This window comes from Streptomyces albiflavescens (genome assembly GCF_014645835.1).
Taxonomy (GTDB): domain Bacteria; phylum Actinomycetota; class Actinomycetes; order Streptomycetales; family Streptomycetaceae; genus Streptomyces; species Streptomyces albiflavescens.
In genome coordinates this window covers 363325-387719 of record NZ_BMMM01000007.1, presented here as the reverse complement: position 1 = coordinate 387719, position 24395 = coordinate 363325, and the positions used below count along the sequence as shown (strand labels likewise).

Here is a 24395-nt window from a genome sequence, read left to right as displayed (position 1 = left end):
GCCGGAGGCGTTCGCGTGCGTACGTGGCTAACGTGACCCCTGTCCGACCTGTAACCGGGGCTGTCGCCCCTGCGAGGTAACCGCATGCCCAGCGAGTTCTTCATTCCCGACCCGGAGGGTCAAGTCCCCAGCGCCGAGGGCTATTTCGGCGCGTTCGGCGGCAAGTTCATCCCGGAGGCGCTGGTCGCCGCCGTGGACGAGGTCGCCGTCGAGTACGACAAGGCGAAGGCGGACCCCGAGTTCGCCCGCGAGCTCGACGACCTGCTCGTCAACTACACCGGGCGCCCGAGCTCACTCACCGAGGTGCCCCGGTTCGCCGAGCACGCCGGTGGCGCCCGGATCTTCCTCAAGCGGGAAGACCTCAACCACACCGGTTCCCACAAGATCAACAACGTGCTCGGTCAGGCACTTCTCACCAAGAGGATGGGCAAGACCCGCGTCATCGCGGAGACCGGCGCCGGACAGCACGGCGTCGCCACCGCCACCGCCTGCGCGCTCTTCGGCCTCGAATGCACCATCTACATGGGCGAGATCGACACCCAGCGCCAGGCCCTGAACGTCGCCCGTATGCGCATGCTCGGCGCCGAGGTCATCGCCGTGAAGTCCGGCAGCCGCACCCTCAAGGACGCCATCAACGAGGCGTTCCGGGACTGGGTCGCCAACGTCGATCACACCCACTACCTGTTCGGGACCGTCGCCGGACCCCACCCCTTCCCCGCCATGGTCCGCGACTTCCATCGCGTCATCGGCGTGGAGGCCCGGCGGCAGATCCTGGAGCGCGCCGGACGGCTCCCCGATGCCGCCATCGCCTGCGTCGGCGGCGGATCGAACGCCATCGGGCTCTTCCACGCCTTCATCCCGGACACCGACGTACGCCTCGTCGGCTGCGAGCCCGCGGGGCACGGCGTCGAGACGGGCGAGCACGCGGCCACGCTGACGGCCGGGGAGCCCGGCATCCTGCACGGGTCCCGGTCGTACGTCCTCCAGGACGAGGAGGGCCAGATCACCGAGCCCTACTCGATCTCGGCCGGACTCGACTACCCCGGCATCGGACCCGAGCACTCCTACCTCAAGGACAGCGGCCGCGCCGAGTACCGCGCGGTCACCGACGACGCTGCCATGCAGGCCCTGCGCCTGCTGTCGCGCACCGAGGGGATCATCCCGGCGATCGAGAGCGCCCACGCGCTCGCCGGAGCCCTCGAGGTCGGCAAGGAGCTCGGCAAGGACGGGCTGATCATCGTCAACCTGTCCGGCCGCGGCGACAAGGACATGGACACGGCCGCCCGATACTTCGGTCTGTACGACACCGGCGCCGACGCCGTCGTGGCAGCGGACGCCGACAGCGAGAACGCCGAGATCGAGGGGGACGTGAAGTGAGCGGTAACATCCAGCTGTTGAGCGACACCCTCGCCGGGGCCAAGGCGCAAGGGCGGTCCGCCCTCATCGCGTACCTCCCGGCCGGCTTCCCGACCGTCGACGGTGGCATCGCCGCCATCAAGTCCGTCTTCGAGGGCGGCGCGGACATCGTCGAGGTCGGTCTGCCGCACAGCGACCCGGTCCTCGACGGCCCCGTCATCCAGACCGCCGACGACATCGCCCTGCGCGGTGGAGTGAAGATCGCCGACGTCATGCGGACGGTGCGCGAGGCGTTCGAGGCCACCGGCAAGCCCGTCCTCGTGATGACGTACTGGAATCCGATCGACCGCTACGGCGTCGAGCGCTTCACCGCGGAGCTGGCGGAAGCGGGCGGGGCGGGCTGCATCCTGCCCGACCTGCCCGTCCAGGAGTCGGCGCTGTGGAGGGAGCACGCCGAGAAGCACGGCCTCGCCACCGTCTTCGTCGTCGCGCCCAGCAGCAAGGATGCCCGGCTCGCCGAGATCACCACGGCGGGCAGCGGGTTCGTGTACGCGGCCTCGCTGATGGGCGTCACGGGCACCCGGGAGTCGGTCGGGGCCCAGGCCCAGGACCTGGTGCGGCGCACCAAGGCGACCACCGAGCTGCCCGTCTGCGTCGGCCTCGGCGTCTCCAACGCCGTCCAGGCCGCCGAGGTGGCCGGCTTCGCCGACGGCGTGATCGTCGGCTCGGCCTTCGTGAAGCGGATGCTGGACGCGCCGGACGAGGCGGCGGGCCTGGAGGCCGTACGGGCGCTCGCGGCCGACCTGGCGAAGGGCGTGCGCGGAACGGCGTGACGCGGGATCCGTCCAGGTACGTACGCCGGATCCGTGCGGGTACGTAACGGACAATCCGCTCACCCGAACGGGTGGACCTGGGACCGGGGAGGCGCGCTGCGCCTCCCCGGTTCGTTCTGCCGGATGTGAGCGAGAAGAACCGTGACGGAAAGCGCACCGCCCGCGAGCGGCTTGCGGTCGAGCGAGAGAAGCAGAGGGCCGCGGAGAAGCGCCGGCGGGCGTTGATCGTGGGGGCGTCGGTGGTCTGCGTCCTGGGCCTGGCCGCGGTGGTCGGGGTGCTGGCCGCCAACTCCGGCAAGGAGAAGAAGAGCGACACATCGGGCCCGGTCGCGTCGCCCTCGGGTGCGACCGGCAAGGACGCCCTCGCGATCCCCGTCGGCAAGGACGGCGCCAAGTCGACCCTCACGGTGTGGGAGGACTTCCGCTGCCCGGCGTGCCAGGCCTTCGAGACGCAGTACCGCTCGACGATCCACGAGCTGGTCGACTCCGGTCAGCTGAAGGTCGAGTACCACCTCGTCACGCTGATCGACGGAAGGATGGGCGGCAGCGGCTCCCTGCGCGCCGCCAACGCCGCGGCCTGCGCCCAGAACGCCGGGAAGTTCACCGCGTACCACGACGTGCTGTACGAGAACCAGCCCGCGGAGACCGAAGACACCTTCGGCAACAACAGCAAGCTCATCGAGCTGGCGGGCAAGGTCGACGGCCTGGACACCCCCACCTTCCAGAAGTGCGTCAACGACGGTACCTACGACGACTGGGTCGCGAAGTCGTACGCCGCCTTCCAGAACAGCGGCCTCACGGGCACGCCGACCGTGCTGTTCGGCGGCAAGAACATCTACGCGGACCAGACGATGACCCCTGCCAAGCTGAAGCAGATGGTGGAGGCGGAGAACAAGGGCTGAGTCCCTCGCAGGCCCCTGGTGCCCCCGGCCGTCGGCAGGCCGGGGGCACCCGCACGTTATGGACCCGTTGTCGGGCCGCTTGCCGTGGGTGGTGTCCGGCACGGTAGCGTCGACCTTGCCATGGAAATTGCCTTCATTCCCAGCCCGTCGCGCGGTGTGCTGCACCTCGGCCCCATTCCGCTGCGCGCTTACGCGTTCTGCATCATCATCGGCGTCTTCGTAGCCGTCTGGCTCGGCAACAAGCGCTGGGTCGCCCGGGGAGGGCGGACCGGCACGGTGGCCGACATCGCGGTCTGGGCCGTCCCCTTCGGCCTCGTCGGCGGTCGGCTCTACCACGTGATCACGGACTACGAGCTGTACTTCAGCGAGGGCCGTGACTGGGTGGACGCCTTCAAGATCTGGGAGGGCGGACTCGGCATCTGGGGCGCGATCGCGCTCGGTGCGCTGGGCGCGTGGATCGGGTGTCGCCGCCGTGGCATCCCGCTGCCCGCGTGGGCCGACGCCGTCGCACCCGGTATCGCCTTCGCGCAGGCGATCGGGCGCTGGGGCAACTGGTTCAACCAGGAGCTGTACGGCAGGGCGACGGACGTTCCGTGGGCGCTGCACATTACGTCCTCCACCGACGGGCGGGTGCCGGGGTACTACCACCCGACATTCCTGTACGAGTCGCTGTGGTGCATCGGCGTCGGCCTCCTCGTCCTGTGGGCCGACCGTCGCTTCAAGCTGGGCCATGGGCGGGCGTTCGCCCTGTACGTCGCCGCGTACTGTGTCGGCCGAGGCTGGATCGAGTACATGCGCGTCGATGACGCGCACCACATCCTGGGCCTGCGTCTCAATGACTGGACCGCGATGGGTGTCTTCGTCCTCGCGGTGCTCTACATCGTCATCTCCTCGCGCCTTCGGCCGGGGCGTGAGGAAGTGGTGGAGCCCGACGTGGACGCGTCCGGTGGCGGTGACAGCGAGGACGAGCGTGCGGTCGCGGGTGACTCCGTCGACCTCGACAAGGCGGGTGACGCCGAGGGCGAGGGGGCGGTCGAGTCCGCCGAGTCGACCGAGTCGGTCGAGGCTGCCGAGTCGGTCACGGAGACCGAGGCCGAGGCCGAGGCGGCCAAGAAGAGCTGACGGGCTGCTTTCAGTACGTCGAAGGGGGCGCCGCGTTCCAGGACGCGGCGCCCCCTTCGTGTGCCCCCGCCGCTGCCGGCCCCAGGGTTTTTCGCCCCCTCCGCCCCTGCCCGTTCCCGTATCTGGGGGGCTTCGCCCCCCAGACCCCCTGGGTTGTTCACTCTGTGCGGGCCGGTGGGGGCTTGTCGCGCAGTTCCCCGCGCCCCTGACCGGTGGGGGTTTGTCGCGCAGTTTCCCGCGTCCCTGACCGGTGGGGGTGTCAGCTCAGGCGGCGGGCCAGGGCGAGGGTGCGGTGGGCGCCGACTACTACCGCTGCGTCGATGAAGCGGCCGTCGGGGAGGGCCTGGGCGCCGGAGTCGTTGGCGGCAGCCTTGACGATGGCCTCGGCGGAGTCGATCTCGGCGGGGGTGGGGAGGTAGGCCCGCTCGATGATGGGCAACTGGCGGGGATGGATGGCCGCGCGGCCGAGGAAGCCCAGGGCGCGGCCGTGGGCGCAGGACGCGGCGAGACCCTCCACGTCGCGGATGTCCGGGTAGACGGACTGCACCGGCGGGGGCAGGCCCGCCGCGCGGGCTGCCACGATCACGCGGGCGCGCGACCAGTCGAGGCCCGCGTCGTCCCGTACGCCCAGGTCGGCCCGCAGATCGGATTCCCCGATGGCGATGCCGCGCAGTGCGCGGTGCGACGAGGCGATGGCGAAGGCGTGTTCCACCCCGAGGGCGGTTTCCAGGAGGGCGTACACGGGGATCGCCCCACCCTCCGCGGGGGTGGCGTCCTCCGCGACCCGTACGACGTCGGCCGGCGAGCCCACTTTGGGCAGGCGGAGACCGGACAGGCCGGGGAGCGGGGCCAGGGTCTTGAGGTCGGTGCCGGCCAGGGGACTGTCGAGGGCGTTCACCCGGACGTGGACCGGCACGGGCGGTGGCTCGGAGAGCAGGTCGGCCGTGGCCGCACGGGCGTACTCCTTGCGGTCCGGGGCGACCGCGTCCTCCAGGTCGACGAGGACGACGTCGGCTCCTGAGGCGAGGGCCTTGACCACGACCTCGGGGCGGTCTCCAGGAACGTAGAGCCACGTGAGGGGGAACTCCGCGGTCACAGGGCACCCTCCGCTCGCAGGGCGGAGATCTCGGGCTCCGTCAGGCCCAGTTCGGCGAGCACTGTCTCCGTGTCCGCGCCGTGCGGGCGGCCCGCCCAGTGGATCGCACCGGGTGTGGCGGAGAGGCGGAAGAGGACGTTCTGCATGCGCAGGGGGCCCAGTTCGGGGTCGTCGATCGTGGTGAGCGTGTCCAGGGCCGCGTACTGCGGGTCGGTCATGACGTCCCGTACGTCCTGGATGGGGGCCACCGCCGCCTCCGCCTTCTCGAAGGCCTCCAGGACCTCGGCGCGAGTGCGGCGGGCGATCCAGGCCCCGACCGCCCCGTCGAGGACGTCCGCGTGGCGCGCCCGGTCCGCGCCCGAGGCGAACCACGGCTCGGCGATCAGGTCCGGGCGCCCGACCAGCCGCATCACCCGCTCGGCGATCGACTGCGCGGACGTCGAGACCGCGACCCAGGAACCGTCCGCCGTGCGATAGGTGTTGCGCGGCGCGTTGTTCGCGGAGCGGTTGCCGGTGCGCGGCTGGACGTGGCCCAGCTGGTCGTACCAGATCGGCTGCGGGCCGACGACGGTCAGGATCGGTTCGATGATCGCCATGTCGATCACCTGGCCCTCGCCGGTGCGGTCGCGGGCCGTCAGCGCGGTCATCACCGCGTACGCCGTCGCCAGGCCCGCGATCGAGTCGGCCAGGCCGAAGGGCGGGAGGGTCGGCGGGGCGTCCGGTTCGCCGGTGATCGCCGCGAAGCCGCTCATCGCCTCGGCGAGTGTGCCGAAGCCGGGGCGGTGCGCGTACGGGCCGAACTGGCCGAAGCCGGTGACGCGTGCGAGTACGAGCCGTGGGTTGGCGGCCGACAGCTCCGCCCAGCCCAGGTCCCATTTCTCCAGGGTGCCGGGGCGGAAGTTCTCGATGATCACGTCGGTGGTGGCGGCGAGCCGCAGCAGGGTCTCGCGGCCGCCGGACTTCGACAGGTCGAGCGTGATCGTGCGCTTGTTGCGGCCGAGGAGCTTCCACCAGAGGCCGACGCCGTGCTTCGACGGGCCGTGGCCCCGGGAAGGGTCCGGCTTGGCCGGATGCTCGACCTTGATGACCTCCGCACCGAAGTCGCCGAGCATGGTGGCGGCGAGCGGTCCTGCGAAGAGGGTCGCCAGGTCGAGGACGCGCAGACCGGTGAGCGGGCCGCTCCGTTCGGGGTGCCCGCTCATGAGGTGTGCCGCGGGTGCTGTGTGTGCTGCGCCGCCTGGGCGTCGATCTCGGAGCGGTACGGCATCGAGGACGACGACCCGGGCCGCTGCACCGACAGCGCGGCAGCCGCCGACGCCCACACGAGCGCCTCCGACATCTCCCGGCCCTCGGCGAGCGCCACCGCGAGGGTGCCGACGAAGGTGTCGCCCGCGCCCGTCGAGTCCACGGCGGTCACCTGGGGCGCGGGCACGGTGAGGGGCGCGGCGCCACGGGCCGCGTACAGGCTGCCCGCCGAGCCCAACGTGACGACGACTTCCGGGACTTGGTCGAGCAGCGCGGTGGCGGCCTCGCGGGGGTCCGTGACACCGGTGAGCGCCGCGGCCTCGTGCTCGTTGGGCACCAGTAGATCGATGGAGGAGAGGAGCGGCGGCGGCAGGGGCTGGGCGGGGGAGGGAGTGAGGATCGTACGGACGCCGTGGCGGCGCGCGGCCTTGGCGCCCGCGACGACCGCGTCCAGCGGGATTTCGAGCTGGAGCAGCAGCGCGTCGGCGGTGGCGACGAGGGTCTCGTCGCCGGGGGCGAGGGCGGTGACGGTGCCGTTCGCGCCGGGGATGACGACGATCGCGTTGCCGCCCTCGTCGTCCACGACGATGTGTGCCGTGCCGGACGGGCCCTCGGTGGTGCGCAGATGGTCGGTGTCCACACCCGAGTGCTCCAGCGTGGACCGGAGCTGGCTGCCGAAGCTGTCCGCGCCCACCGCTCCGATCAACGAGACGTCGGCGCCCGCGTGCGCCGCGGCCACCGCCTGGTTGGCGCCCTTGCCGCCGGGGACCGTACGGAACTCGCGTCCCGTCACGGTCTCTCCGCGCTGCGGGGCCTTGGCGACGTACGCGACGAGGTCCATGTTCGTGCTGCCGAGTACGGCGATGTGGGTCATGGGCGACGGGTCTCCCGGTGCGTGAGGTGGGCGAGCATGTCGAAGCCGATGCCGTTGAAGTCGGCGATCGAGGTGGCCAGTCGGTTCTTGAGGGGGCTTGTCCAGCGGTCGGGGAGGGCGCCGGGGGCGCCGGCGAGCAGGCCCGCGATGCTGCCGGCCGTCGCGCCGTTCGAGTCCGTGTCCAGGCCGCCCGACACCGCACGGCAGATGGAGCCGGTGAAGTCGCCGTCCGCGTGGGTGAGGGCGGCCGCGATCAGGGCGGTGTTGGGGACGGCGTGGACCCAGTGGTAGGCGGAGTGGGTGGTGTGCAGTTCGTCGACGACGGTGTCGAAGTCCGCTGTCGTGCCGGCGAGTTGGACGGCGTGACGGATCGCCCGGGCCAGGCGGGAGGCCGGCGGGACGACGGTGAGGCCGGTGCGGAGGCATGCGTGCGCGTCGCTCGCTCCGGTGGCTGCCTCGGCGATGGTGGCTGCCGTGAACATCGCCGCGTAGACGCCGTTGGCGGTGTGGGTGAGGGTGGCGTCGCGGTGAGCCTGTTCCGCGGCGGCGGCCGGGTCGCCGGCGTTCGTCCAGCCGTGCACGTCGGCGCGGATCAGGGCGCCGATCCATTCGCGGAACGGGTTGCGGTGACGGGCCGTGCGTGGGGGCTCGATGCCGGTGAGGAGGTTGCGGTAGGCGATGCGTTCCGCGGTGAAGGTGCGGCCGGCCGGGAGTTCGTCCAGCCAGAGGCGCGCCACGTCCGTGGTGGTGAAGGTCCTGCCGTGGCGTTGGAGCAACAGGATGTTGAGGAGCGGGAAGTTGAGGTCGTCGTCCTCCGGCATGCCGTCGATGTTTTCGGCGAGGGAGGTGGGGGCGGAGCGTCTGTTCCAGGGGTAGGTGTGCAGCAGCTCGGCGGGGACGCCGCGTGCGGTGAACCATGTGTGCAGGGGCCAGTTGTCGGTGGCTCGGGCCAGGTCTCGGATCCCTTGCAGGGGGAGCTTCTCCACCGGTTTGCCCAGCAGACAGCCGACGGCTCTGCCCAGCCAGGCTGCTTCCAGGCCGGCCTGGGTGGGGGTTTCCCGGGGGCGGGTCGCGCGGCCCGGTGCTTGCGAGGTGCCGCTGTGCCCACCCTCAGCCACGGCGGCCGGCCAGTGCGGGCAACGGGCCTTGATCTTGCGCAGGCTCGTCGGCTCGTGGTCCGCCAAGGTGCCGGGCAGGTCCGCCAGTTCGTCCAAGAGGTCTTTTGCCAGTATCCGGAGGTAGGGGGACGCGGGAGTCGGGGACGCGCCTGCGCGGAGCGGGGCCTCGTGGCCGCCCGCCGCTCGCCAGCGCCTCGCGATGGCGCCCGGCTCGCGGCCGTCCTGCGCCGCCTGGTGGAGTTCGTGGCCGAGGAGGTCCTCCGGTTGGATCCAGGTCAGTCGGAGCATGACGTTCCCGTCAACGCCGCGTACGCCGACTCGTGGGTGCGGCGACGGCGTAGGTCCCGTTCGAAGATCTCGTGGGTGACCTCGGCGAGGGTCCGCGCCGGGGCGTCCAGGTCGAGGCGGCTCGACTCCGCGACCGTCTTCGCCCAGTCGTGGGGGACCTGAGAGCCGAGGGCACCGGCGAGAGCGCCGGACATGGTGGCGATGGAGTCGCAGTCGCGGCCGTAGTTGACCGATCCGAGGACGGCATGGCGGTAGTCGCCGCCGGAGACCACCAACATGCCCAGGGCGATGGGGAGTTCCTCGATGGAGTGGAGGCGGGACGGGCGGCGGGCGCCGAGGGACGGGGACCGGTAGTCGGGGCCCACCGTGTCGTAAGGGGCCACCGCCTCTCGTAGCGGGCCCAGTGCCGACTCGAAGTCCGTATGCCGGGCGGCGACTTCGCAGACCGCCTGGATGGCCGAACGCGTGCCGTCCTTCGCCAGGGCCAGACAGGCGGACACGACCGAGTCCGGGGTCGCCCCGGGCGTGCAGGCCGCCGCCACCGCCGCCGCGAAGATCCCCGCCGCCTCACGCCCGTACGAGGACTGGTGGGCGCCCGCGATGTCGAGCGCCTCGGCGTACGCGGCCGGGGGGTTCGCCGCGTTGACCAGGCCGACCGGGGCCATGTACATCGCGGCGCCGCAGTTGACGATGTTGCCGGTGCCTGCTTCGCGGGGGTCCACATGGCCGTAGTGGAGGCGGGCCACCAGCCACTTCTCCGCGAGGAAGATCCGCTGGAGGGGGAGGGCCTCGGCCTCCAGTTCAGGGATCCAGCGAGGGGCGCCCATCAGGTCGGGGACGAGGTGTTCGGCGACGGCGTACGCGTCGAGGTGGTCGCGGACGGTGGCGTACACCCGTACCAGCGCATGGGTCATCAAGGTGTCGTCGGTGACGTGCCCGTCGCCCTTGTGGTAGGGGGCGATGGGGCGGGCCGTGCGCCAGGCGTCGCCGTTCCAGGGGCCGACGATGCCGTGGACGCGGCCGCCGTGGCGTTCGGTGATCTGCTCGGGGGAGTACCCCTCGACGGGGCCGCCGAGCGCGTCGCCGACAGCGGCTCCGACGAGGGCTCCGATGATCCGTTCGTCGAGGGTTCCGGTTCCTTCTCCTTTGGGCATCATGCCCGAATCATCCCTCTGGGATGGCCAGTTCCGTCGCTTCCAGCAGATCGGCGAGTCCGATGAGATCGGTGCCGGTGAGGCGGGGCAACGCGCAGCCGGAGAGGGTGCGGCAGGCGTCGCGCCAGGCGGCGGGGATCGCGTCGCCGCCGCCGAGCGCGCCGGTGAGCGCACCCGCGAGCGCGGGTGCCGAGTCGGCGACCCGGGACAGACACGCGGCGGCGGGCACCGCCTCGGCGATCCGGCCGCGCGCGGCACTGGCGAGGGCGAGGGCGACGGGGACGGTTTCGGCGGCCGCGATGCCATAGCTGTAGACGTGGTCGACGATTTGGTGCTCCAGCAGGGGGACGAGAGCGAAGGTGCCCTCGCTGTCGCGGGCGAGCTGGATCGCGTGCCGGGCGTTTCGACCGATCTCCGTCGACTCGGGCAGTTCGCCGAGGGCGGCGTCCACGCAGGCGTCGACCTCGGCCCCGGCCAGGGCGAGCGCCAGTGCCGAGGCCATGGCGCGGGCGCCGTGCACACCGTCGCCGTCCTGGGTGTAACGGGCGTCGAACTCCGCGAGCTCCGCGGCGAGTCGGGGGTCGCCCGGGTGCGCCACGGCGAGCACGCAGGCCCGTACGCAGGCCGCGTCGTCGAAGTAATGGGGATTGTCGTGGCCGGTGGCGGGCGGGCGCAGGCCGGTGGCGAGGTTGCCGAGTCCGGCCCGTACGGAGATTCGGGCGCGGAGGGGGAGCAGCGCGGACTCGACCTCGGGGGCGCGCTCGGCCGCGGCCGCGACCTCGCTGGCGATGGCGTTCCACGACAGGTCGATGGACGCCCGCATCCGCCGCTCCCGGCTCAGGTCCCCGAGGGCGCTGCCCTCCCCGGCTCGCAGCACGGCCTCCGCCGCGAACGCCGCCCACTCCGCGTCGTCCGACGGGCCGAGCCGCAGCGGCTCCGGTGGCTGGTTCAGCGCGATCGGCACGGGCAGCGTTGTCGTCGCGTTCTGCTCCGCGAACGTGTCCAGCTCCCGCGTCAGCCGCCGCGTCCACTCGGGCATCCGCGCGGCCCGGTGCCGCGCGGCGGGCCACCCGGCGGCGTCACCTGCGGCGAGCCCGAGGAGGAGCCCCTCGATACGGCGGGGGCGCGTCCGCGGCGCTTTCGCGCGAAGAGCGGGGGCGAGCCCCTCGGCGCGGGGTGCCGCTGTGGGGAGCGCCGCCGTGGGGGGTTCCTTGGCGCGGGGCGCGGCTGAGCGGGGGGTCGTCGTGGCGGGCCTCGTCGTGGCGGGTGCCGCCGTGCTGGGTGCCGCCGTGCTGGTCCGACGCGAGAGGAGCTCCTCCGTATGGGGTTCCACCGAGCAGGGCCTCGCCGTGCCGAGCGGCTCGGCGAGGGCTTCCGCCACGCCGGATTCCGCGCAGCCGGATTCCGCCAAGCGTGACGTCATCGTGGCGAGCGCCTCCAGGAGGAGCTCCACGGCCCCGGGCTCCGCCATCCCGGGGCCCGCCACCTCGGGTTCCGCTGTCCCGGGCTTCGCTGAGGCTGGTCCTGCTGTCGCGGGTTCCGCTGTCCCGGGCTTCGTCGAGGCTGGTCCTGCTGTCGCGGGTTCCGCTGTCCCGGGCTTCGTCGAGGCTGGTCCTGCTGTCGCGGCCTCCACCGCGGCGCCTGCCCCCGCGACTGCCCCCGCGCCGGCTCCCTCGCCTGGGCCCTCCCCGGGTTCGTCTCCGACCAGGCCGGGCCTCACGGTCGTACCTCGTCGTCATCGTTGGCGAGTACGTAGGCGTCCGCCACGGGAAGAGCGTTCGCCTGCGTGTACGGCAGGGCGTACGTGTCCGGGGCGGGCAGCAGACAGCCGCCCGGGCCGGGAGCCGCCCACTCGCCCCCCGGATCTCGTACGAAGGCAGCGCCACCCGCACCTCGTACGAGTCCCCCGGCCGCCCACTTCCCGTCGTCCCCCGGCGTCAGCAGCTGCGCCACGTCCAGGACGTGGTGGCCTTCCATGGAGGGCAGGCAGCTGCCCCGGGCCGGACCGATCGCCGCCGCCCAGGCGGGTGGGATCGACGAGGCGCCACGTGTGGCACCGGCCAGCGCGCCCGCGACCGCCGCCGTCGTGTCCGCGTCGCGGCCCATGTTCACGGCGGTGAGCACGGACTCGGTGAAGCTGCCGTCCGCGGCCGCGTAGGCGCCGAAGGCGAGGGCGACGGCCTCGGGGGCGAGGTCCGTCCAGGGGTAGCCGCCGATGACGACCGCGGAGCGGACCGCACGCTCGCCGCGATGGGCGACGGCGACCGCCCGGCGCAGGGAGCGGGCCGTCCAGGAGTCGTCCGGGATCACCGCGAGCGCGGAGGCGACCACCGCGATCGTGGGGGCGCCCGCCATGGCCGCCGCGACGCCCGCCGCGACCGCCTGGCCGCCGTAGATGCCCTCGCCGTCGTGGCTCACCGAGCCGTCGATCGCCACGAGCCGGGCGGCTTCGGCGGGCCGGCCGGCCGCGAAGACGCCGAAGGGCGCCGCGCGCATGGCCAGACCGTCGCTCCAGGCGTGCCGGTGCTGCGCCGAAATGGGGGCGGCCAGGCCTCGGCGCAGGTTCTCCAGCGTGCCGCGCTCACTGAAGCCCGCGCCGCGGAACGGGCCCTCGTCACGGTCCGCGATCCACTGGTGCCAGGCCGACTCGACATGGGCCACGGTGAGCGCCGAACCGTGCCGGGCCAGCAGCAGGCCCGAGAAGATCGCGTACTCGGTGTCGTCCGTCCCGGCCGGATGCTCGTCGACGTACCCCGTGATCCGGCCCCACTTCGCACGGATCTCCGACGGCTTCATGTTCTCGGCGGGCGCGCCGAGCGCGTCCCCGACGGCGAGTCCGAGCAGTGCACCGCGCGCCCGTTCGCGGAGATCGGCGGCGTCCCCCGGCGCCGGGACCGAGGGAATGCAGGCGATGGAAGCCATACGTGCCTCTCCTCTCAGGGCCCCTGTCAGGACGCGGAGCTCAGTGCGCGGAGCTCGGCGCGCGGAACCCTTTGCGGATCTGTCCCACCTTGGCGGTTGACAAGAGCCTCGCGAGCCTCAGCGTCACCCGGTCGACATCTGCGCATGATCGTTCTCGGATGAGCGAAACAGCGTAAAGGTGCAGGTAAGCCCAGCCTTTCCTTGCTGGCGAGACGGAAATTCTCGGCGTACTTTCGTAGTTGTCGAAAAGTGGAAACAGTCCAATGAAGCTCCAGGGGGACCGGCATGGCCATCATCGAGACCGAAGCGACACTGCACGAGGCGCACCGCGACAACCACACCCACCGTGACGTCAACGGTGGCTGGCTGCGCCCCGCGGTGTTCGGCGCGATGGACGGCCTCGTCTCCAACCTCGCCCTCATGACCGGCGTCGCCGGCGGGTCCGTCTCCCATCAGACCATCGTTATCACCGGGCTCGCGGGTCTTGCCGCGGGCGCCTTCTCCATGGCCGCCGGCGAGTACACCTCCGTCGCCTCGCAGCGTGAACTCGTCGAGGCCGAACTCGACGTGGAGAGAAGGGAGTTGCGCAAGCACCCCAAGGACGAGGAGCGCGAGCTCGCCGAGCTCTACCAGGCTCGTGGCGTCGAGCCCGGGCTCGCGCTGGAAGTGGCCCGGCAGCTCTCCCGCGACCCCGAGCAGGCCCTGGAGATCCACGCCCGCGAGGAGCTGGGCATAGACCCGGGCGACCTGCCCTCCCCGGCCGTCGCCGCCGTGTCGAGTTTCGGCTCCTTCGCGCTCGGCGCCCTGCTCCCCGTGCTGCCGTTTCTGCTGGGTGCGACCGCGCTGTGGCCCGCGCTGCTGCTCGCGCTGATCGGGCTCTTCGCGTGCGGAGCGGTCGTGGCCAAGGTGACCGCGCGGTCCTGGTGGTTCAGCGGGCTGCGACAGCTCGCTCTCGGTGGTGCCGCGGCGGGTGTGACGTATGTCCTGGGCAGCTTGTTCGGTACGGCCGTAGGATGATGCACCGAGCACCTATGCATGGGACTGCATAAGTAGCCGTTACTCGGCGGTTTCGATTCCTTAACCACTGGGCATGAGCCGTAAGCACCGCGGGCAATGACGCCTGCTCCGCACCACTCGTAGCGGGCGACGAAGCCTGCCGCGAAACGGACCGACGGTCACTGATCTGTCCGCTTAGGTCCCCTAACTTCCACCGCTGTGCGCGATACCCCCCACCGCGCCCCCGTGGTGTCCGCATGTTGGAACGCGGTATCCGGTTCCCGAGAATCGCTCCATCATGTAACCTGCGTGAAATTTTGCACCCCCAGCAGAGGGCCAACGTCGTCCCTCGGCAGATGTCATATGCCACGACGACGACGGGAGAGCCGATGCGTACGCCGCGCCAGCCGTCCCAGCACTCCACGAACGGCCAGAACTGGTCCTTCATGGATGCTCGCCCTGCTGCGCAGGGTATGTACGACCCCCGCAACGAGCACGACGCCTGTGGCGTCGGCTTCGTGGCCACCCTCACCGGCGAGGCGAGCCACGCGCTGGTCGAACAGGCGCTCACGGTTCTGCGCAACCTGGAGCACCGCGGTGCCACCGGCTCCGAGCCCGACTCCGGCGACGGCGCCGGCATTCTCTCCCAGGTTCCCGACGCCTTCTTCCGCGAGGTGGCCGGATTTGAACTGCCCCAGGCCGGTGCCTACGCCGTAGGTATCGCCTTCCTTCCCGAGGACGGCGCCGACGCCGCCGTCTCACAGATCGAGACGATCGCCGCCGACGAGGGCCTCACCGTCCTCGGCTGGCGCGAGGTCCCGGTCGCCCCCGAACTCCTCGGCGCCACCGCCCGCTCGACGATGCCCGTCTTCCGCCAGGTCTTCGTGGCCGACGGCGCGTCGGCTTCGGAGGGCATCGAGCTCGACCGCAAGGCCTTTGTGCTGCGCAAGCGCGCCGAGCGCGAGGTCGGCGTCTACTTCCCGTCGCTCTCCGCGCGCACCATCGTCTACAAGGGCATGCTGACCACCGGCCAGCTGGAGCCCTTCTTCCCGGACCTGTCCGACCGCCGCTTCGCCTCCGCGATCGCGCTCGTGCACTCCCGGTTCTCCACCAACACCTTCCCGAGCTGGCCGCTCGCCCACCCCTACCGCTTCGTCGCGCACAACGGCGAGATCAACACGGTCAAGGGCAACCGCAACTGGATGCGCGCCCGCGAGTCCCAGCTCGTCTCGGACCTCTTCGGCGACAAGGGCCTGGAGCGGATCTTCCCGGTGTGTACGCCGGACGCCTCCGACTCGGCCTCCTTCGACGAGGTGCTCGAACTGCTGCACCTGGGCGGCCGCTCGCTCCCGCACTCCGTGCTGATGATGATCCCGGAGGCGTGGGAGAACCACGACTCCATGGACCCGGCCCGGCGCGCCTTCTACCAGTTCCACTCCACGATGATGGAGCCCTGGGACGGCCCGGCCTGTGTCACCTTCACCGACGGCACCCAGGTCGGCGCGGTCCTCGACCGCAACGGTCTGCGCCCCGGCCGCTACTGGGTCACCGACGAGGGCCTCGTCGTCCTCGGCTCCGAGGTCGGCGTCCTGGACATCGACCCCGCGAAGGTCGTCCGCAAGGGCCGCCTGCAGCCCGGCAAGATGTTCCTCGTCGACACCGTCGAGCACCGCATCATCGAGGACGACGAGATCAAGGCCGGCCTCGCCGCCGAGATGCCGTACGCCGAGTGGCTGGAAGCCGGCGAGATCGAGCTCTCCGACCTCCCCGAGCGCGAGCACATCGTGCACACCCACGCCTCGGTCACCCGCCGCCAGCAGACCTTCGGCTACACCGAGGAGGAGCTGCGCGTCATCCTCGCGCCGATGGCCAAGGCCGGCGCCGAGCCGATCGGTTCGATGGGTACGGACTCGCCGATCGCCGCGCTGTCCGAGCGCCCGCGGCTGCTCTTCGACTACTTCACCCAGCTGTTCGCGCAGGTCACCAACCCGCCGCTGGACGCGATCCGTGAAGAGCTGGTCACCTCCCTGCGCTCCTCGCTGGGCCCGCAGGGCAACCTGCTCGAGCCCACGGCCGCGTCCTGTCGTAGCGTCACCCTGCCCTTCCCGGTGATCGACAACGACGAGCTGGCCAAGCTCATCCACATCAACGCCGACGGCGACATGCCCGGTATGAAGGCCGCGACCCTGTCCGGTCTCTACCGGGTCTCCGGCGGCGGTGACTCGCTCGCCGCGCGCCTTGAGGAGATCTGCGCCGAGGCCGACGCCGCCATCGAGAACGGCGCCCGACTCATCGTCCTGTCGGACCGCCACTCGGACGCCGAGCACGCGCCGATCCCCTCGCTGCTGCTCACCGCGGCCGTCCACCACCACCTCATCCGGACCAAGCAGCGCACCCACGTGGGCCTGCTGGTCGAGGCGGGCGACGTCCGCGAGGTCCACCACGTGGCCCTGCTCATCGGCTTCGGCGCCGCGGCGGTCAACCCGTACCTGGCGATGGAGTCCGTCGAGGACCTGGTCCGCGCGGGCACCTTCCTGCAGGCCATCGAGTCCGAGCAGGCCATCCGCAACCTGATCTACGCGCTCGGCAAGGGCGTCCTCAAGGTCATGTCCAAGATGGGCATCTCGACCGTCGCCTCCTATCGCGGCGCCCAGGTCTTCGAGGCCGTCGGTCTCGACCAGGCCTTCGTCGAGAAGTACTTCAACGGCACGACCACGAAGATCGGCGGCGCCGGTCTCGACGTCATCGCCAAGGAGGTCGCCGCCCGGCACGCCAAGGCCTACCCGGCCTCCGGCATTGCGCCCGCGCACCGTGCCCTCGACATAGGCGGCGAGTACCAGTGGCGCCGCGAGGGCGAGCCGCACCTGTTCGACCCGGAGACGGTCTTCCGCCTCCAGCACTCGACGCGCACCGGCCGCTACGACATCTTCAAGAAGTACACGGACCGTGTGAACGAGCAGTCCGAGCGGCTGATGACGCTGCGCGGCCTGTTCGGCTTCACGTCGGACCGCCCCGCGATCTCCATCGACGAGGTCGAGCCCGCGTCCGAGATCGTCAAGCGCTTCTCGACCGGCGCCATGTCGTACGGCTCCATCTCCAAGGAGGCGCACGAGACCCTCGCCATCGCCATGAACCAGCTGGGCGGCAAGTCCAACACCGGTGAAGGCGGCGAGGACGCGGACCGGCTGTACGACCCCGCGCGCCGTTCGTCCATCAAGCAGGTCGCCTCCGGCCGCTTCGGTGTCACGTCCGAGTACCTGGTCAACGCCGATGACATCCAGATCAAGATGGCGCAGGGCGCCAAGCCCGGCGAGGGCGGCCAGCTGCCCGGCCACAAGGTGTACCCCTGGGTCGCCAAGACCCGGCACAGCACCCCGGGCGTGGGGCTGATCTCCCCGCCCCCGCACCACGACATCTACTCCATCGAGGACCTGGCTCAGCTGATCCATGACCTCAAGAACGCCAACCCGCAGGCCCGCATCCACGTGAAGCTGGTCTCCGAGGTCGGCGTCGGCACGGTCGCCGCGGGTGTCTCCAAGGCCCACGCGGACGTCGTCCTGATCTCCGGTCACGACGGTGGTACGGGTGCCTCCCCGCTCACTTCCCTGAAGCACGCGGGCGGCCCCTGGGAGCTCGGCCTCGCCGAGACCCAGCAGACGCTGCTGCTCAACGGCCTGCGCGACCGGATCGTCGTGCAGACCGACGGCCAGCTGAAGACCGGCCGTGACGTCGTCATCGCCGCGCTGCTCGGCGCCGAGGAGTTCGGTTTCGCGACCGCGCCGCTCGTCGTCTCCGGCTGCGTCATGATGCGCGTCTGCCACCTGGACACCTGCCCGGTCGGCATCGCCACACAGAACCCGGTGCTGCGCGACCGCTTCGCCGGCAAGGCCGAGTACGTCGTGAACTTCTTCCAGTTCATCGCCGAGGAGGTCCGCGAGATCCTCGCCGAGCTGGGCTTCCGCTCCATCGAGGAGGCCGTCGGCCACGCCGAGACCCTCGACGTGGCGCGGGCGATCGACCACTGGAAGGCGCAGGGCCTGGACCTGTCCCCGCTCTTCCACGTGCCCGAGCTGCCCGAGGGCGCGGTGCGCCACCAGGTCATCGAGCAGGACCACGGTCTGGAGAAGGCGCTCGACAACGAGCTGATCAAGCTCGCCGCCGACGCGCTGGCCGCGGACTCCGCGACCGACGCCCAGCCGGTCCGCGCGCAGGTCGCCATCCGCAACATCAACCGCACGGTCGGCACGATGCTCGGCCACGAGGTGACGAAGAAGTTCGGTGGCGCGGGTCTGCCCGACGACACGATCGACATCACCTTCACGGGCTCGGCGGGCCAGTCCTTCGGTGCCTTCCTGCCGCGCGGTGTCACGCTGCGCCTGGAGGGCGACGCCAACGACTACGTCGGCAAGGGCCTCTCCGGCGGCCGGGTGATCGTCCGTCCCGACCGGGGCGCCGACCACCTCGCCGAGTACTCGACGATCGCGGGCAACACCATCGCGTACGGCGCGACGGGCGGCGAGCTCTTCCTGCGCGGCCGCACCGGCGAGCGCTTCTGCGTCCGCAACTCCGGCGCCACGGTCGTGTCCGAGGGCGTGGGCGACCACGGCTGCGAGTACATGACCGGCGGTCGCGCGGTGGTCCTCGGCGAGACGGGTCGCAACTTCGCGGCCGGTATGTCCGGCGGCATCGCGTACGTCATCGACCTGAACCGCGACAACGTGAACGTCGGCAACACGGGCGCCGTCGAGGAGCTCGACGACACCGACAAGCAGTGGCTGCACGACGTGGTGCGCCGGCACGCGGAGGAGACCGGCTCGACGGTCGCCGAGAAGCTCCTCGCCGAGTGGTCCGTCTCCGTGGACCGCTTCAGCAAGATCATCCCCAGCACGTACAAGGCAGTGCTCGCCGCCAAGGACGCCGCCGAGCGAGCCGGACTCCCCGAGTCCGAGATCACCGAGAAGATGATGGAGGCGGCGACCAATGGCTGATCCCAAGGGCTTTCTGAACCACGGCCGCGAGGTCGCCAGGACCCGCCCGGTCGACGAGCGCGTCAAGGACTGGAACGAGGTCTACGTTCCGGGCTCGCTGCTCCCGATCATCTCCAAGCAGGCCTCGCGCTGCATGGACTGCGGCATCCCGTTCTGCCACAACGGCTGTCCGCTGGGGAACCTGATCCCCGAGTGGAACGACTACGCGTACCGCGAGGACTGGTCCGCCGCGTCGGAGCGCCTGCACGCCACGAACAACTTCCCGGAGTTCACGGGCCGCCTGTGCCCCGCTCCGTGCGAGTCGGCGTGTGTGCTGGGCATCAACCAGCCCGCCGTGACCATCAAGAACGTCGAGGTCTCGATCATCGACAAGGCGTGGGACACGGGCGATGTCGCCCCGCGGATCCCCGAGCGCCTGTCGGGCAAGACCGTCGCGGTCATCGGGTCCGGTCCCGCCGGTCTCGCCGCCGCCCAGCAGCTGACCCGGGCCGGCCACACGGTCGCGGTGTACGAGCGCGCGGACCGCGTCGGCGGCCTGCTCCGCTACGGCATCCCCGAGTTCAAGATGGAGAAGCGGCACATCAACCGCCGTATCGAGCAGATGCGTGCGGAGGGCACCCGCTTCCGTACCGGCATCGAGATCGGCCGCGACCTCAAGGCGACGGACCTGCGCAAGCGGTACGACGCCGTGGTCATCGCCGCTGGTGCGACGACGGCTCGTGACCTCCCGGTCCCCGGTCGCGAACTCACGGGCATCCACCAGGCGATGGAGTACCTCCCCCTGGCCAACAAGGTCCAGGAGGGCGACTACGTGGCGCCCCCGATCACGGCCGAGGGCAAGCACGTCGTGGTCATCGGCGGCGGCGACACCGGCGCGGACTGCGTGGGCACCGCCCACCGTCAGGGCGCGGCCTCGGTCACGCAGCTGGAGATCATGCCGCAGCCCGGCGAGGAGCGGAACCCGGGCCAGCCCTGGCCGACGTTCCCGATGCTCTACAAGGTCACCTCCGCGCACGAGGAGGGCGGCGAGCGCGTCTACTCCGTCTCGACCACCCATTTCGAGGGCGACGAGGACGGCAACGTCCAGTGGCTGCACCTCACCGAGGTCGAGTTCATCGACGGCAAGCTGACCCCGAAGCCGGGCACGGAGCGCAAGATCCCCGCCCAGCTGGTCACGCTGGCCATGGGCTTCACCGGCACCGACGTCGAGAACGGCGTGGTCTCCCAGTTCGGTCTGGAACTCGACGCGCGCGGCAACATCGCCCGCGACGCCGAGTTCGCGACGAACGTCCCCGGCGTGTACGTCGCCGGTGACGCCGGCCGCGGTCAGTCGCTGATCGTCTGGGCGATCGCCGAGGGTCGCTCGGCCGCCCGCGGCGTCGACCGCTTCCTCACCGGTGCCAGCGACCTCCCGGCGCCGATCCGTCCGACGGACCGCTCGCTGATGGTCTGACCCCCGGACTGTGACCTGACGGTCACTCAAAACGTCCCGTACAAAGGCGTACGGAACAACCACGGCGCTCGCCTTGTCCCCGACCGGACGTTGGCGGGCGCCGTTGGCGTTTCGTCAACTCACCTTCATTTCCTGGAAGTTCACCGTGGCGTCCTCGGTGTACGCGCCCGGGGGTTTCTGATGGATCTCCGTGGAAGAAGGAGCGGCGTTCGGTGCGTGCTCTCGGCGTGCCGGGCGTCGCGACGCCGCGGAGATCCATCAGAAGCCCCCTAGGGCACGTGGTACGTCTCCCCGTAGACCTTCCAGGCCAGCGGTGTGTGCAGGTCCAGGTTCTCGTCGTACAGGAACCGCCGTTGGGCCGTGTCGATGCGGGTGGTGTCGCGGTCCGGGTTCTTGGACTTCATGGACGTACGGCGGATGTCGAGGAAGATGTCGAGGTACGACTTCTCGCTGCCGCCCTGGGAGGGCAGGTCGGCCTCGCGCATGGCGCGTTCGCGCAGGCCGTAGAAGCTGTCGGGGCTGGTGCCGGGGCCGTGCAGGACCATGGCGTCGTAGTAGATGAACTGGCCGAGGGTGCCGAGGCCGTCGAGTTTGGCGAGGCGGACGGCGGGGTCGAAGTAGACGCGGTCGCGTTCGCTGTCCTGCGCCGCACGGAACGCGGTGACACCGGCCTCCTTGCGCCAGGCGGCCGGGAAGCCGTCCAGGCCCTCGTGGGAATCCGTGCCGTCGACCTTGCGCAGGGCGGGGAGATAGCGGGCGAGGCCGTTGGCCGGGTGGGCCTTTGTGTACCGCTCGACCAGGGTGAGCAGGTCGTGCGTGCCGGTGCAGAAGCCGATGATGCCCGCGGTGTAGCCCTGGCCGTCGCCGATGTCCTCGATGTAGCCGTACGCGCTGCGCCAGTGGAGCGTGGAGTTCTCGGCACTCGCCACGATCTGCTGCGCGAGCTCCTTCTTGGCCGGGGCGGCGAGGCCGGGCGGCAGATCCGCGATCAACTCGTCGTCGGCCGCCTGCTCGGCCGCGCGCTCGGCGTGCGACTTGGCGTCCTGACGTGCCTGCTCCGCGGCGGACGTGCTGCCCCTGGTGTTCTGCGCGTCCTTGTGCTCGGGCGTGACGAAGTAGACCGCCGCGGTAACCAGGAGCGGGGCGGTGGCGAACAGGAGGCAACCAGCGCGTTTCATGGCGCACAGCGTACGGCGGGGGTGGGCACGGGTTGTGGCCGCCGTCGCGCGTTCCGCGCCTGGTGGGTGGGGCCGCGATTCCGCCGGTGGGTTCCGCCGGTGGGTGGGTCCGCGTTCCGCCGGTGGGTGGGTCCGCGATTGCGCCGGTGGGTGGGTCGGGGCCGTGCCGGTACATCCGCCCCGTCGCCGGTGGCAGATCGCTTGGGCTGCAGGGTCCTGTTTGTTGGCAACCGCGTAAGCGACGGGGCATGTGATGTACCGGCACGGCCCCTTCCGTGGTCTGGCGGCTGCGGGTGAGTGGGGGCCGTGCGTCGCGGCTGTGGGTGAGTGGGGGCTGTGCGTGGTGGCTGCGGGTGGGTGGGGGTCGTGCGTCGCGGCTGCGGGTGCGTCGGGGGCGTGCGTCGCGAGTGCGGGTGGGTGGGGGTGTGCGTCGTGGCTGCGGGAGCGTGGGGGGTGCGGTCTCTTCCGGCCGGGGTCGCTGCTACGCCGTTCCGTTCTTCAGCTCTATCGCCTTGGCTGCCGCCGACACCACCAGCAGGATCAGCAGGCCCGCGCAGGCCGCTGCCTGGATGGGGGTGCGGCGGTGGTCGCGGGGTGCGTATGCGTAGGCGAGGGTGACGGCGCCGCCCGCGAGGAGGCCGCCCAGGTGGCCCTGCCAGGAGGTGATCCACGCCGAGATCACCAGCCACAGCAGGAGCCCTGTCATGAATCGGTTGACGCTCCGCATATCGGCGCCCAGACGGCGGGCCATCACGTAGTACGCGGCTCCCAGGCCGAAGATCGCGCCGGACGCGCCGAGCGTGGGGGTGTCCGGCGCGATCAGCAGGACGAGGACGGAGCTGCCGAGCGCTGAGAGGAGGTAGAGGGTGATGTAGCGGACGCGGCCGAGCTGGGCCTCCACGACCCGGCCGATGTTCCACAGCGAGACCATGTTCATCACGATGTGCAGGATTCCGAACGTGCCCTCGGTGGGCGGCAGATGGAGGAACGCCCCGGTCAGCAGCCGGTACCACTCACCGTCGACGACGCCCTCCGGGTGGAAGTCCGACGGGTACGGGACCTGCCACACGTAGTGGCCGCCGTCCGGCCCCAGCAGACCGGCGCCCAGCATCTCGAAGCGGTCCACCACCGACGAACGCACCAACTCGGCCAGATAGGCGAGCACATTGAGACCGATCAGGGCGTACGTCACCAGGGGCACCGTGGAGATCCGGCCGCCGAAGGCGGTGCGGGCCTGGCGGATCGAGCGCGCGCCCTCCTTCACGCACTCCACGCACTGGTGGCCGACCGCCGCCTCGCGCATGCAGTCCGGGCAGATGTAGCGGTCGCACCGGGTGCAGCGCACATGCGACTCCACCTTGGGATGGCGATAGCAGGTGGTGACGGCGGACTCGGGCTCCACGGCCGGCTCCTCGGAGTGCAACGGGAATGGGGGAACGATCAGCCGGTGGGGTCGGCGGCGAACAAAATAGCGAACGCCGGTGTACGGGTGCGACGGCAGGGGCCCGCGGTGCCTGGGTGACGTAATCTCGGCACTCCGTACCCCTCGCGCGATTGGGAGTCCCGTATGGCCGGAATCAGCCTCACCAAGGTGGAGGAGACCGCGCCCGCGTTGGTCAGTCTGTACAAGAGCGCGGGGGTGTCCCTCACCAAGCACGGGCTGAACGGGCAGCGGGCCGCCGTGTATCTGGTGGTCGACTACTCGGGGTCGATGAAGCCGTACTACAAGGACGGCAGTGTGCAGGCGCTCGCCGACCGGGTGCTCGGGATGGCGGCCCACTTCGACGACGACGGATCGGTGCCGGTCGTCTTCTTCTCGACGGACATCGACGCCGTCACCGACATCGCGCTCGACAACCACCAGGGCCGCGTCGAGCGGATCGTGGCCGGGCTCGGGCACATGGGCAAGACCAGCTATCACCTCGCCATGGACGCCGTCATCGACCACTACCTGGACAGCGGCTCCGAGGACCCCGCCCTCGTCGTCTTCCAGACCGACGGCGGACCGATCAACAAGCTCGCCGCAGAACGGTACTTGTGCAAGGCCGCGAAGCTTCCGCTGTTCTGGCAGTTCATAGGGTTCGGGGATCCGGACAGCAGACAGTTCGAATTCCTGCGCAAACTGGACGAGTTGGCCGTGCCGCAGAAGCGGGTCCTCGACAACGCCGGCTTCTTCCACGCCGGTTCGGATCCGCGGAAGGTGTCCGACGGGGAGCTGTACGACCGGCTGGTGGGGGAGTTCCCGCAGTGGCTGGCGGCGGCGCGGGCGCGGGGGATCGTGCGGTGACGGTACGACCGCTGCCCGCCGCCGAGCGGGTCGCCGTGCCCTGGAAGAACGGCGGCGGGGTGACCCGTGAGATCGCGGCCTGGCCCGAGGGCGCGGACATGAGCGACTTCGTGTGGCGGGTGAGCCTCGCCGACGTGGGCGCCGACGGGCCGTTCTCGGCGTTCGCCGAGGTGGACCGGATCCTCACCATGGTCGAGGGCGAGGGGATGGACCTGACCGTCGGGGCCGAACATCGTCGTGTCGATACGCGATGGGTTCCTCAAGGCTTCCCCGGTGACCTGCCGACCGACTGCCGCCTGCTCGGGGGCCCGGTCGTGAACCTCAACGTCATGTGGCGCAGGGGTGGCGAGGCCGCCCCGGCCGTCAAGGTCGTGCGTTCCCGGGTACCCCTCGCCGTCCCGGCGGGGCCGGCCGTGCTGGTCGTCGCGCTCGACGGGACCGCCGAGGTGGCCGGACTGACCCTCGGGCGGTACGACGCCGCGCTGCTGACCGGCGAGGACGCCGAACTGCGTGCGACGGGGCGCACCGCTGTCGTCGATCTCGTGCCACGGGGCTGAGCCCGGCTCGTGACGCCCCGTTGGCT

18 protein-coding genes are annotated in these 24395 nt (G+C 71.1%); 9 read left to right on the top strand and 9 right to left on the bottom strand.

Translation table 11 applies throughout. From position 1 onward, the window contains the following. Positions 1–84 precede the first annotated feature (84 nt). The 4 genes from trpB to lgt all read left to right on the top strand — a co-directional run bounded on the left by trpB (position 85) and on the right by lgt (position 4213). Positions 85–1377 carry a tryptophan synthase subunit beta gene (gene trpB / locus IEY95_RS21520; protein WP_189187704.1) on the top strand — a complete coding sequence of 431 codons (1293 nt, stop codon included), beginning with the start codon at positions 85–87 and terminating at the stop codon, positions 1375–1377. Next, positions 1374–2189, top strand: coding sequence for a tryptophan synthase subunit alpha (gene trpA / locus IEY95_RS21515; protein ID WP_189187703.1), 816 nt, complete (start codon positions 1374–1376; stop codon positions 2187–2189). Before trpB ends, trpA begins: the two co-directional genes overlap by 4 nt. Positions 2190–2314: 125 nt before the next feature. Further along, a complete protein-coding gene (locus IEY95_RS21510) occupies positions 2315–3091 on the top strand; it encodes a DsbA family protein (RefSeq protein WP_189187702.1) in 777 nt (258 codons plus the stop codon). Between the two features lie 120 nt (positions 3092–3211). Continuing rightward, on the top strand, positions 3212–4213 hold the full coding sequence (gene lgt / locus IEY95_RS21505; protein WP_189187701.1) for a prolipoprotein diacylglyceryl transferase: 1002 nt from the start codon (positions 3212–3214) through the stop codon (positions 4211–4213). A gap of 259 nt (positions 4214–4472) precedes the next feature. On the opposite strand, the gene IEY95_RS21500 is transcribed toward lgt, so the two are convergent. The 7 genes from IEY95_RS21500 to IEY95_RS21470 all read right to left on the bottom strand — a co-directional run bounded on the left by IEY95_RS21500 (position 4473) and on the right by IEY95_RS21470 (position 12910). After that, the gene (locus IEY95_RS21500) at positions 4473–5309 is read right to left on the bottom strand and encodes an HpcH/HpaI aldolase/citrate lyase family protein (RefSeq protein WP_189187700.1); all 837 of its coding nucleotides are present in this window, start codon (positions 5307–5309) and stop codon (positions 4473–4475) included. Further along, positions 5306–6511 carry a CaiB/BaiF CoA transferase family protein gene (locus tag IEY95_RS21495; protein WP_189187699.1) on the bottom strand — a complete coding sequence of 402 codons (1206 nt, stop codon included), beginning with the start codon at positions 6509–6511 and terminating at the stop codon, positions 5306–5308. Before IEY95_RS21495 ends, IEY95_RS21500 begins: the two co-directional genes overlap by 4 nt. Continuing rightward, entirely contained in the window at positions 6508–7428 is a 921-nt protein-coding gene (gene rbsK, locus IEY95_RS21490) for a ribokinase (RefSeq protein ID WP_189187698.1), read from the bottom strand. The genes IEY95_RS21495 and rbsK overlap by 4 nt, the downstream gene beginning before the upstream one ends. Continuing rightward, entirely contained in the window at positions 7425–8834 is a 1410-nt protein-coding gene (locus IEY95_RS21485; RefSeq protein ID WP_189187697.1) for an ADP-ribosylglycohydrolase family protein, read from the bottom strand. Before IEY95_RS21485 ends, rbsK begins: the two co-directional genes overlap by 4 nt. Further along, a complete protein-coding gene (locus IEY95_RS21480) occupies positions 8822–9991 on the bottom strand; it encodes an ADP-ribosylglycohydrolase family protein (protein ID WP_189187696.1) in 1170 nt (389 codons plus the stop codon). Before IEY95_RS21480 ends, IEY95_RS21485 begins: the two co-directional genes overlap by 13 nt. A 7-nt stretch (positions 9992–9998) precedes the next feature. Then, positions 9999–11459: an ADP-ribosylglycohydrolase family protein gene (locus tag IEY95_RS21475; protein WP_229703203.1), complete on the bottom strand. Its 1461-nt coding sequence runs from the start codon at positions 11457–11459 to the stop codon at positions 9999–10001. 245 nt (positions 11460–11704) lie between these two features. Beyond that, a complete protein-coding gene (locus IEY95_RS21470; protein ID WP_229703201.1) occupies positions 11705–12910 on the bottom strand; it encodes an ADP-ribosylglycohydrolase family protein in 1206 nt (401 codons plus the stop codon). A gap of 285 nt (positions 12911–13195) precedes the next feature. On the opposite strand from IEY95_RS21470, the gene IEY95_RS21465 reads away from it, so the two are divergent. From IEY95_RS21465 to IEY95_RS21455, 3 genes are all read left to right on the top strand, one after another. Beyond that, entirely contained in the window at positions 13196–13927 is a 732-nt protein-coding gene (locus IEY95_RS21465; protein ID WP_189187695.1) for a VIT1/CCC1 transporter family protein, read from the top strand. A 368-nt stretch (positions 13928–14295) separates the two neighbouring features. Then, positions 14296–18894: a glutamate synthase large subunit gene (gltB, locus tag IEY95_RS21460; RefSeq protein ID WP_189187694.1), complete on the top strand. Its 4599-nt coding sequence runs from the start codon at positions 14296–14298 to the stop codon at positions 18892–18894. Beyond that, positions 18887–20347, top strand: a complete 1461-nt coding sequence (locus tag IEY95_RS21455; RefSeq protein ID WP_189187693.1) for a glutamate synthase subunit beta — start codon at positions 18887–18889, stop codon at positions 20345–20347. The genes gltB and IEY95_RS21455 overlap by 8 nt, the downstream gene beginning before the upstream one ends. Before the next feature lie 269 nt (positions 20348–20616). Here the strand turns inward: IEY95_RS21455 and IEY95_RS21450 are convergent, their stop codons facing one another. Together IEY95_RS21450 and IEY95_RS21445 are read right to left on the bottom strand one after the other, a co-directional pair. Beyond that, positions 20617–21525 carry a chitosanase gene (locus IEY95_RS21450; protein WP_189187692.1) on the bottom strand — a complete coding sequence of 303 codons (909 nt, stop codon included), beginning with the start codon at positions 21523–21525 and terminating at the stop codon, positions 20617–20619. A 481-nt stretch (positions 21526–22006) separates the two neighbouring features. Continuing rightward, positions 22007–22927, bottom strand: coding sequence for a rhomboid family intramembrane serine protease (locus tag IEY95_RS21445; RefSeq protein ID WP_189187691.1), 921 nt, complete (start codon positions 22925–22927; stop codon positions 22007–22009). Positions 22928–23092: 165 nt separating this feature from the next. On the opposite strand from IEY95_RS21445, the gene IEY95_RS21440 reads away from it, so the two are divergent. Together IEY95_RS21440 and IEY95_RS21435 are read left to right on the top strand one after the other, a co-directional pair. After that, on the top strand, positions 23093–23812 hold the full coding sequence (locus tag IEY95_RS21440; protein WP_189187690.1) for a vWA domain-containing protein: 720 nt from the start codon (positions 23093–23095) through the stop codon (positions 23810–23812). After that, on the top strand, positions 23809–24369 hold the full coding sequence (locus IEY95_RS21435; protein WP_189187689.1) for a HutD/Ves family protein: 561 nt from the start codon (positions 23809–23811) through the stop codon (positions 24367–24369). The genes IEY95_RS21440 and IEY95_RS21435 overlap by 4 nt, the downstream gene beginning before the upstream one ends. Positions 24370–24395 lie beyond the last annotated feature (26 nt).

Bases quoted from the DNA above. Each gene is read 5' to 3' on its own strand.
- trpB (WP_189187704.1), top strand. From the start codon at position 85: ATGCCCAGCGAGTTCTTCATTCCCGACCCGGAGGGTCAAGTCCCCAGC.
- lgt (WP_189187701.1), top strand. From the start codon at position 3,212: ATGGAAATTGCCTTCATTCCCAGCCCGTCGCGCGGTGTGCTGCACCTC.
- IEY95_RS21495 (WP_189187699.1), bottom strand. From the start codon at position 6,511: ATGAGCGGGCACCCCGAACGGAGCGGCCCGCTCACCGGTCTGCGCGTC.
- rbsK (WP_189187698.1), bottom strand. From the start codon at position 7,428: ATGACCCACATCGCCGTACTCGGCAGCACGAACATGGACCTCGTCGCG.
- IEY95_RS21485 (WP_189187697.1), bottom strand. From the start codon at position 8,834: ATGCTCCGACTGACCTGGATCCAACCGGAGGACCTCCTCGGCCACGAA.
- IEY95_RS21480 (WP_189187696.1), bottom strand. From the start codon at position 9,991: ATGATGCCCAAAGGAGAAGGAACCGGAACCCTCGACGAACGGATCATC.
- IEY95_RS21475 (WP_229703203.1), bottom strand. From the start codon at position 11,459: ATGGCGGAGCCCGGGGCCGTGGAGCTCCTCCTGGAGGCGCTCGCCACG.
- IEY95_RS21470 (WP_229703201.1), bottom strand. From the start codon at position 12,910: ATGGCTTCCATCGCCTGCATTCCCTCGGTCCCGGCGCCGGGGGACGCC.
- IEY95_RS21465 (WP_189187695.1), top strand. From the start codon at position 13,196: ATGGCCATCATCGAGACCGAAGCGACACTGCACGAGGCGCACCGCGAC.
- gltB (WP_189187694.1), top strand. From the start codon at position 14,296: ATGCGTACGCCGCGCCAGCCGTCCCAGCACTCCACGAACGGCCAGAAC.
- IEY95_RS21455 (WP_189187693.1), top strand. From the start codon at position 18,887: ATGGCTGATCCCAAGGGCTTTCTGAACCACGGCCGCGAGGTCGCCAGG.
- IEY95_RS21450 (WP_189187692.1), bottom strand. From the start codon at position 21,525: ATGAAACGCGCTGGTTGCCTCCTGTTCGCCACCGCCCCGCTCCTGGTT.
- IEY95_RS21440 (WP_189187690.1), top strand. From the start codon at position 23,093: ATGGCCGGAATCAGCCTCACCAAGGTGGAGGAGACCGCGCCCGCGTTG.